The sequence below is a fragment of the Psychrosphaera sp. genome (assembly GCF_982872775.1).
This window is the reverse complement of the sequence record NZ_CEYNSH010000058.1, coordinates 4,514-14,379: the sequence shown is the minus strand read 5'-3', so window position 1 is coordinate 14,379 and position 9,866 is coordinate 4,514. Positions and strand designations below refer to the sequence as shown.

Genomic DNA, 9,866 nt, shown 5'->3' with positions numbered 1-9,866 from the left:
GCGCCACATGACTTTCAGCTGTTGTATAAGGTTAAATCCCAGTACCAATCTCAAATCATCGCTGAATTAGCCAGTTTAAAAACGGTGACGATTTTACCGGCAAAGTTTGATTTAAATATCCTAGTCAATGGTCAGCCGTTAGACATCGCGACTCAAATATTTACCGGCCACTTTGAACGCGGCGGCAAACCTTGGTTGTTGGACAATGATTTTGAATTTGAGAAACCCGTTTATAAACGAGCGCTTGCTGAGTTACCCGCTAAAAAAGACAGGTTAATGGAGTTTGACGCTGTGGCGATGGGCTCGAATTCGGCGTTTTATATTCACCAAATTCAAACCAGACCATCGTTTGATCTTATTGTGCTTGGTCAATCTTGTGAAGAGCCAACCAGTCTCAAAATGCCAATGTTTTCAGCTTCAACTCTCGAACAAGTCGAGCAAAATACACTTGCGCAAATCAACCAACTCGATACATTAAAAAACGTTTTAGGATTCTGCAAAAATCAGCAAATTTTGTATTTCGAAACGCGCGACTTTAAATAAGGATTTATTGTGAAAACGAACATAAACTCTGTGGCATTTTTGGGTGTAATTATACTAAACCTTGTTACTTTAAATATCAGCGCGAATGAAAATACTGACGCTGAGTCCGATGCCTTAGCCCAACTCACCAATCACCAATGGCGACACGGCTCAAGGTTTTGCTGGTTTAATTCAGACCCAGCGTTAGAAGTTTACCAATACTCGCCATCCACTTACATTTTGCGTCAAAACAAGTGTCAGCACTACGAAGCGCCTTTTATTTACGTGTTGTTTGGTAAGGACAAAGTCTTTGTTCAGGATACTGGGGCGACCGCCGATGCTGATGAATTTCCGCTTTATACAACTATCATCGAACTCGTCGAGCAACGAGCGCAAAATACAGGTCAAACCCCATCTGATTTTGAAATTATCGTGAGTCACTCTCACAGCCACAGTGACCATGTGGCTGGTGACACACAGTTCATTGACAAACCCAACGTGACTTTGATCAAACCTGAATTGACAGCGGTAAAAGTCGCTTTTGGCTATAGCGAGACATCTCCTTGGCCAGATACCCAAGTACAATTCGATTTGGGTGGTCGAGTATTGACTGTCTTACCGATCCCTGGCCATCAAAGTGAGTCAGTCGCTATCTTTGATGAGCAAACCAGGTGGTTGTTAACCGGTGACAGTCTTTATCCAGGAAGACTTTACGTCAAAGACTGGGTGGCCTTTCAAGCAAGCATCAAGAAACTAAGTGACTTTGCGAGTAACAATTCAGTCTCTGCGGTCATGGGCACTCACATTGAAATGTCAGCTGAAGACGGCGTGGATTATGAAATGGGCAGTACCTATCAACCTAATGAGGCAGCACTGCCAATGTCTGTTATAGACTTGCATTTACTCAATAAGATTTTGCAGGACAATGACACACCGAAAAGAGTGGTGACGGATAACTTTATTGTTTATCCGCTTAATTAATATAATTTGCTAAACTGACATTTTCGTCACCAAGGAGTCCCGCCATTTATGCCTTCAGCACACAACCAACCTGCACCGCCGTTAATCTCAAGCCTTAAAGAATTTGCTCAGTGCACCGATTATTCTTTTCTTCAATCGTTAACTCCCGATCCTCAGTCTACTGCAGACGGCATGGATCACAGAGAGAGACAAGTTTTTTCAGGTCATTATGTACCAGTAAAACCAACACCCATCGCCTCTCCTCAATATATAACGCACAGTAAATCGTTTTTTGAAGAGTGTGGTTTGGACGACTCTTTGGCAACAGATGAAGGCTTTGTTCGACTCTTTTCTGGCGATATGACTGCTCTTCCAGAAAACATGAAATCGGCAGGCTGGGCGACAGGTTATGCTTTGTCTATTTATGGCACCGAATATATTCAGCAGTGTCCTTTTCATACCGGCAACGGTTATGGTGACGGTCGTGCTATTTCAGTTGTCGAAGCTGTGTTAAACGGACAACGCTGGGAAATGCAGCTCAAAGGCGCAGGACCAACACCATATTGTCGAGGCGCCGATGGCCGAGCTGTGTTGCGCTCGAGTGTTAGAGAGTTTTTGGCCCAGGAACTCATGCACGCTCTCGGCGTTCCTACATCTCGCTCACTAACCTTGTATACCTCGCTGACTGAGCGTGTTGACCGACCTTGGTATCACCCAAACTCACAGTCCACCGATCCCGAGATAATGGTTTCAAATCCTGTGGCGATTTCGACTCGTGTCGCGCCGTCTTTTATTCGTGTTGGTCAAATTGAGTTATTCGCACGCCGTGCCAGAAGTAACGAGCACCCAAATGCCCACCTAGAACTCAAGCAGATAATCGAACATCTCATTGCTCGTGAATACGCCAAAGACATCAACCCAGACTTATCTTTTGCTGAACAAGTCGTAGAGCTTGCTAGCCAATTTCAATCACGACTCATTAATCTCGTCGCAAACTGGTTACGCGTTGGTTTTTGCCAAGGTAACTTTAATAGCGACAACTGTGCCGCTGGTGGTTTTACGTTGGACTATGGACCTTTTGGTTATTGTGAATTGTTTGAGCCTGCGTTCCAACCTTGGACAGGCGGTGGTCGTCATTTCTCTTTCTTTAACCAGCCTGCTGCCGCCAAGAAAAACTACGATATGTTTTGTAAAAGCTTAAAGACGCTGTTGGAGGGAATGGACACTAATAGCATTAACACCAATAGCTTAAATGACGAAAATGAAAACAACGAAGACTCAATTTGCCGCGACATTGCATCTGACACAGCAGGACAAGATGACATCTCTAAGGCATTACAAGCATTGGAAGTCATCGAAGACAATTTTGCTGAGAATATGGAAAAACAGCTCAATAACATGTGGGCACAGAAGCTCGGATTAAAGCAATATGACTCCGATCTTTTTGTTGAGCTAATAACCTTGATGGCCAATACAGGTGTTGATTATACAATTTTCTTCAGAGAGCTATCTCATCTTCCAAATGAATTAAGTGACTTAGAAAACAGCTTCTACCGACAGCCTTCAGAAGAGTTATCCGCTCGTTGGCAAACCTGGTTAACTCAGTGGCAAAATGCCCTCCAGTTGGACTCGTTGAAAGACCACCAGCGTGGTGCTATCAAACAACAAATGCAAACAGCTAACCCTAAGTACACTTGGCGTGAATGGCGAGTCGTGCCTGCTTATCAAGAAGCAGAAAAAGGACAGTATGGCTTGATTCACGAGTTACAGGAGTTATTCGCTAATCCTTATAACGAAGGTACTGAAGAACAAAAACAAAAGTATTACACTCTGCGCCCGCCACAATATTTATTCTCTGGTGGTGTGTCTCATTACAGTTGCTCTTCTTAGGTTAACGGTTGTTCTTCCAATACAAAAGGTTGTTATCAATTAGTTGAGTTGTAATCTAGCAGGCTAATAAATAGTTTGGAAAATAAAAAAGCTCGCAATCGCGAGCTTTTTTAAGGTTAGTCCACGGCTCCGTCCAAAGCCACTTTCAGCAGTTAGGACAGAACGACTGTCTAGTGATTACAGCTTCAATACGTTGTCTTCACTATCGCGGTCAATTAACTTAACAAAAGGGTCGATACCGACAAACTTAGGAAGTTTATCCACTTCTATTGTTAACACGTTTTGACCGGTTTTGATTAAGTGCTTCTTGGTGTAAAGCACCAGATCTTTTGCACTTAAGCTATTCGGATCGTCATTAAACAATACGATTTCGATGTTTTCAGAGAAGTCAGTTTCTGTTTCTTCGCCTTTTCCATCGGCAATATAGCGTTTGGCATCAACGGTGAGTGTCACCATGTGGCGGCCATTTTCTAACGCTTCGGTTTCAACGCCCGTCGCTTTTAAGTCGTAAATAGCAATGTCTTCAAACTGACCTGCGATAAACGCTTGTTGCTCTTCGTTACTTACTGCATAGAGGTGACGCATTAAATCCAAAGTCGTTGGGTAAGGTTCACTGCGATATTGGAATTCATTTAAGAAAGATTTCAGACCCGCGTTAAACGCTTCTTCACCTAGCTCGTCTTTAATCGCCATCATCACAACCGATCCCTTACGATAATGAATGTACTGCTGGCTTTCCGATTTAAACAGCGGCATTTCTTCTAGAATTTCTGCGGTACGGCCGCGTAAGTAAGCGTCTAATTCATACTTAAGGAATTTACGCATTTTTTCATCGCCATAACGCTTGGCCATAACCATAATGGCACTGTATTGCGATAAGGCTTCAGAAATAATAGCGCTACCCTGAACGTTAGCCGCACCCACTTGATGTCCCCACCACTGGTGAGCCAGTTCGTGTGCAGTGACATAATAGACAGGGTCTATATTGTCCTCATCACGTAAGTCACTGACAAAACCAATATCTTCTGAATACGGAACCGTATTAGCAAAACTTTGAGCAAAACCACGATATCTAGGGAACTCGATAATTCGCATTTGTTTGTGCTGATACTCGCCAAACGCTTCACTAAAGTAATCGATAGAATCCTTGGTCGATTCAATCATTACATCAACGTTCATATCGTGTGTTGGGTGGTAATACACTTCTACACTGATCCCATTGTGCATGACTTTTTTTACTTCGTAACGAGCGGACAAAATAGAGTAGAAATTCACCATTGGCGCATCCATTTTATAATGGAAATAACGGCGGTCGTTTTCGGTCCATTCCTTTTGAAGATAGCCTGGTGCAATAGCAATTTGATCCAGGTCGGTCGATACCGTCGCTTCAAAGTTGATGAAGCCAACGCCTTTACCAAAGAAACTCTCGTCGTGATGTTCTTCATCTTCTAGCTTATGAGCACGTACTGGTGGCGCTAAATCACGCTTGCGACGTTCGTGGCGATCGGCGATGTAATTGTTTTGATTAACACCAAAGGTTGGGAAAAGCTCGTAGTTATTTAAGAACGTGCCGTTTTCAACCAGCTGAACATCGAAGTTCCTGTCTTTAAATCCTTTGTTTACACGATGGATTTTCATTTGACCTTGGCGAACGTCACCTGGTTGCATTGGTTGCTCAAACTCAAACCAAGCCGTATTAAACTTAGGATCAATGTCACTTAACTGACCGCCCTCTATTTCAACACTCCAAGTTGGCGTATTGCTCGGACGGTTCACTAAGAAACGAGAGATGACTTTGTCAGAAGTATTCTCTACCGTAAACTCAACGGTTGCTTCGATTTGACGTTGAGTTGGGTGTATATCAACCTTGGCATGAACATCTTTCATCTCTGGAAGTTCATCTTCTACATACTCGTTATAGGTCTTCTCATACTCCGCTTGCCAATCTAATGTTTGGTCAGTGATGTAGTATTCATTAAGCACTCGAGTGTTGTAATAGATATAACTGCCTGATAATACGAAGACTAATAATGACGCTGCTACTGTTGCTTTACCACCAGTCCCAAGTTGATAACCAACAAGTTTGAACCGAGACTTAAGCGACACTTGCGGGCCCCGCTGCCACATTGCATAACCAATAACACTCATAGCCACAGCAAGTGCAGTCCAATAAGTCATATACCAGAATTGCGTCGTTAGATACCAGCCATAACCATTCATATCTGAATAAGTGAAAATTGGTGAGGTTCCTAAATTCCACATATTGTGCTCAAAACCCAGTTGGGACATTGATAAGGACAATATGAAGTACGCTGCAAATATCATCATGCCAATGTATTTGTTCGGACTTAGCACCTGAATCAAAAATGATAAAACGACCAGTTGAATCAGTGGCAATGCATAGAAGAACACAAGGCTCGTTAAATACTGACCGATTTCGATATTTGAGTGGCCTTTAATTAACTGGAATGCGATGGTCGTTAACATACCAATGCCATATAGCGACAACACAACCAGACAAACCGCGATCAGTTTTGATAACCAAAACGTCATGTTGAACACAGGCATACTATCAACGATGTCACCCATGCCCGAACTGCGTTCACGCCAAACGACTTCGGCACTGTAATAAGCAATAACAACAATAAAGAGAATGCTGAAGTTACCTTGAATTTGGTCAACCATTTGGAAGGTCAATGGCCACGTATTGGTGCCGTACATAGAGTTTGGAAGAAAGAATTGAGCAATGATATTAATCATCGAAAATGCGAGTAAGATATAAAACGCTGGACTTGAAAATACCTGCTTAACTTCAAACTTTGTACGTAGTTTAAACTTCATAAAGTTAGACAATGTATTGCCACGATAATCAATTTTATTATTTAGTGGCGCTTCAACAACCTCTGATTTTTTACCCTTTTTCACTTTTGTATCACGACTTGGCAATGCCAACCTTTTTCCAAGGCCGCCAAACACCGCTAAAACAACTAAACCGACAGCTAGCCATATCAAACGGTTTTGCATTAAAACGCCACTGAACTCTAACATCTGTGTGTTGCGCTCTGCCGCCGTCCAATAACGACTGACATCAGCAAACGTACGTAGACCAAAAGGGTCTGTTAACGCAGCAATAGTACGGTACTCTGGCTCGTTAACAAAAAAGCCACTAATAATATAAAAAGTGAAAAGCACCATTGCCATTACATACACAGACAGCATCGTCTTGAATTTAAGACCGACTGCATAAAACACACAAGACAGAACAAACAAGGTCGTCATTGATAAATAGACATACGTCGTAATGTAATAACTTAAGTTTGTCGGGCCCAGGCGCTCAGCGTCTAACCACGGCATGACTGAGCCTATTAACGTGCCCAAAGGAACCATGGCAAAAACAGTCAATATTACGAGGAAAGAACCAAAGAATCGGCCAAGTTGATATGAAAGAGGGTTGATTGGTTTGCTATACAATATCTCTGACATGTTGGTCGTATCATTTCGAGTCGCGGTAGAAGCGATAAAATTCACCACCAAAAACATCGAAAATATACCCATGATCAACATAGTTTGGGTAATAGCAAATGAACCGTTGTATAACACATTTCCGCCACCGCCAATGCGAACACTATCTGAGACCATGGCCAAAAACGGTATCAAAAAGAACACTAGGCTCGTGACATAAAACGAAGGTTGTCGAGTGTAATAGCGCCACTCAAACGCTAACATTTTTAAAAACATGACACATTTCCTTATGCAGCTTGAGCCGGTGTTGCGTCTTTTGCGCGCGCTTCGTTTAACGTAGAGAAGTACACGTCTTCCAAGTTAGCCGGTGCAACTTCAAATCCCTCTGGTTGGCTATCTGCCATCACGTGAACAACAACACGACCAGCAAATAAACGCTGAGAAATAACCGCCATGTTAGCTTCGATTTCTTTAAATTCAGCTTGGCTGACTGATTTGCGCCAGATTCGACCGTTTAAGCGGTCAGTCAATTCGATTGGATTCCCCTCTAACAAGATGCGACCCGCACCAAGTACCGCCATGTTTGGACACAACTCAGAAACATCATCAACGATATGAGTCGAGAGAATAATGGCCTTTTCTTCACCTAAGCTAACTAACAAATTGTGGAAACGATTGCGCTCTTCTGGGTCTAGGCCCGCCGTTGGTTCATCCACAATTAATAAATCTGGGTCGCCTAACAAAGCTTGGGCAATACCAAAGCGCTGTCTCATACCACCACTAAAACCACTGACCGCCTTGTCTTTATGCTGAAATAGGTTAGTGTGCGCCAACAAACCTTCAACCGCTTCTTTACGTTCTGCCTTATTGTCCAAGCCTTTCAAAATGGCTAAATGATCTAATAGGTCATAAGCGCTGACTCTTGGATAAACCCCAAAGTCCTGTGGTAGGTAACCGAGGCGTTGACGAAGCTCATTTGGATTTTCAACAACATTGATACCATCAAACACAATTGAACCTGAGTCAGGCGTTTGTAAAGTGGCAATTGTGCGCATTAGGGATGACTTACCAGCACCATTTGGGCCAAGCAATCCGTACATGCCTTTAGGAATCGTTAAATTAACATTGTTAAGGGCTTTAACCCCGTTTTCGTAGGTTTTTGATAGGTTAGAAATGGTAAGCATAATATCTCCATAATTGGTTCAAGTTGTTCCTATAAAAAACTATAACAACCTGAACCAACGCTGGAAATATCATCTATGTGTATAAATTGTAAACAGTTGTTGCTGTACTATTTAATCACTTTATTTTTCAGCTTTGTCTTTGTACTTGTCAAACCAAGCCAAAATATTACCGACCTTACGCGCTAAATTAGATGGCTTAGCGGCGATTCCGTGATACGCGCCTTGAATGCGAACCAATGAACTTTCGACGCCTTCAAGTCGTAATGCACCGTAGTATTGTTCGCTTTCGCTCATTGGCGTACGGACGTCTAGCTCACCGGTTAATACCATAGTCGGTGTTTTCACATTGCCAACGAGTGATAGCGGTGAACGTTTCCAATACTGCTCGTAGTCATTCCAAGGTAAATCAGTAAACCAGTAACGACTCATAAAGGTATATATATCAGACGTACCAATCATACTCGCCCAGTTGATCACAGGCTTGGCAACAACAGCAGCTTTAAAACGGTCTGTATTACCAATGATCCACGCGGTTAGCACACCACCACCTGAACCGCCTGTCACAAACAGGTTAGACTCATCGACATAGCCTTTTTTGATTACGCCATCAACCATGTCCATCAAGTCGTTGTAGTCTTCTGATGGATAGTTTTTATCAATTAGGTTGGCAAAGTCAGCGCCGCGCGATGTTGAACCACGTGGGTTACCGTAAACTACGACGTAACCGGCTGCGGCAAATAACTGAACCTCAGATGAAAAACCTGGACCGTAAGCAGTATGAGGGCCACCGTGAATTTCTAAAATCATTGGATACTTTTTCTTTGGATCAAAATCTGGCGGTGTCACAATCCAAGCATTCAGTTTGCGACCGTCAACCGAACTTTTCACTGTTAATAGTTCTGGTTGGTTTAGGGTCTTGTGATCAAACACATCACCGTTGAGGTCCGTTAATTGACGCTTGCCTGTTCGGCCTGTTGTTACCGCCAATTCTGCTGGGCGGTTGCCCAAAGATTGTGTATAAACGACTTTACCGTCATTCGTGACATCAAACTGACCTGAGGTATATGGACGACCTAAGCTCATGCCACCTACATTGTCGGTTAACATTTTTAAGTCACCAGAAAGGGTTGAATAGGCAACCACTTTTTTACCTTCATTGTCATAGCTAAAATACAGGCCTTTACCGTTATCAGCCCACTGAACGTTGCCAACTGATCTATCCAGTTTTGGAGTCAGGTTGCGGATGTTTTTACCATCGATATCCATCACATAAAGTGAAGTGATTTGGTTTGATTTGCCGTTATCTTCAAAGCCAACAAAGGCAATACTCTCGCCATTTGGACTCACTAACGGATTGCCCTCTGGACCACTGTCATTTGTGAGCTGAGTGGCTTTTTTAGACTTAATATCAATCGCAAAAATATCGGTATTGAAGACATCAAAGTCTCTGTCTTCACGAGTATTAGCAGACACTAGAATCGACTGACCGTCTTTTGTCCAAGCAAGTTGACCGGCGTAATCGTATTCGCCATGTGTAATCTGGCGTGGTGTACCACCTATTGCCGGAACCACATAGACTTGCATGTTACCTGGACGATTCATCCCTGCACCGTCGCGTTGAAACAAGGTATCATCAATGTATTGAGCATTGTCTGCCCACTTCGCGCCCTTTGGTTTGAAGTTTAAACTAAATAGAGGCTTTGCTTTACGAGGTGTAAACATTGAAAACGCAAGATGTTGACCATCAGGAGAAATGCTCAAACCAGATGGTGTCATCGCAACATCAGTAACACGCGTTGTCAGACCCGTTTTCATGTCTCTTAAATAAATCTGAATCTTGCCTTCTTT

General features: G+C 42.9%; 5 protein-coding genes and 1 pseudogene. 3 read left to right on the top strand and 3 right to left on the bottom strand.

Translation table 11 applies throughout. The features are described from left to right. From AC4E96_RS12905 to AC4E96_RS12895, 3 genes and pseudogenes are all read left to right on the top strand, one after another. Positions 1-543: pseudogene (locus tag AC4E96_RS12905) on the top strand (hypothetical protein); the annotation flags it as partial. 9 nt (positions 544-552) lie between these two features. Then, complete coding sequence (locus AC4E96_RS12900) at positions 553-1,503, top strand: MBL fold metallo-hydrolase (RefSeq protein ID WP_490256105.1); 951 nt, start codon at positions 553-555, stop codon at positions 1,501-1,503. A gap of 48 nt (positions 1,504-1,551) precedes the next feature. Next, a complete protein-coding gene (locus AC4E96_RS12895; RefSeq protein WP_490256104.1) occupies positions 1,552-3,372 on the top strand; it encodes a protein adenylyltransferase SelO family protein in 1,821 nt (606 codons plus the stop codon). A gap of 177 nt (positions 3,373-3,549) precedes the next feature. On the opposite strand, the gene AC4E96_RS12890 is transcribed toward AC4E96_RS12895, so the two are convergent. From AC4E96_RS12890 to AC4E96_RS12880, 3 genes are all read right to left on the bottom strand, one after another. Continuing rightward, positions 3,550-7,110: an ABC transporter permease/M1 family aminopeptidase gene (locus AC4E96_RS12890; RefSeq protein ID WP_490256103.1), complete on the bottom strand. Its 3,561-nt coding sequence runs from the start codon at positions 7,108-7,110 to the stop codon at positions 3,550-3,552. Positions 7,111-7,121: 11 nt separating this feature from the next. Then, a complete protein-coding gene (locus AC4E96_RS12885; protein ID WP_488032404.1) occupies positions 7,122-8,018 on the bottom strand; it encodes an ABC transporter ATP-binding protein in 897 nt (298 codons plus the stop codon). 120 nt (positions 8,019-8,138) lie between these two features. Then, positions 8,139-9,866 (bottom strand): S9 family peptidase (locus tag AC4E96_RS12880; protein WP_490256102.1); only part of this gene is annotated, 1,728 nt, incomplete at its 5' end.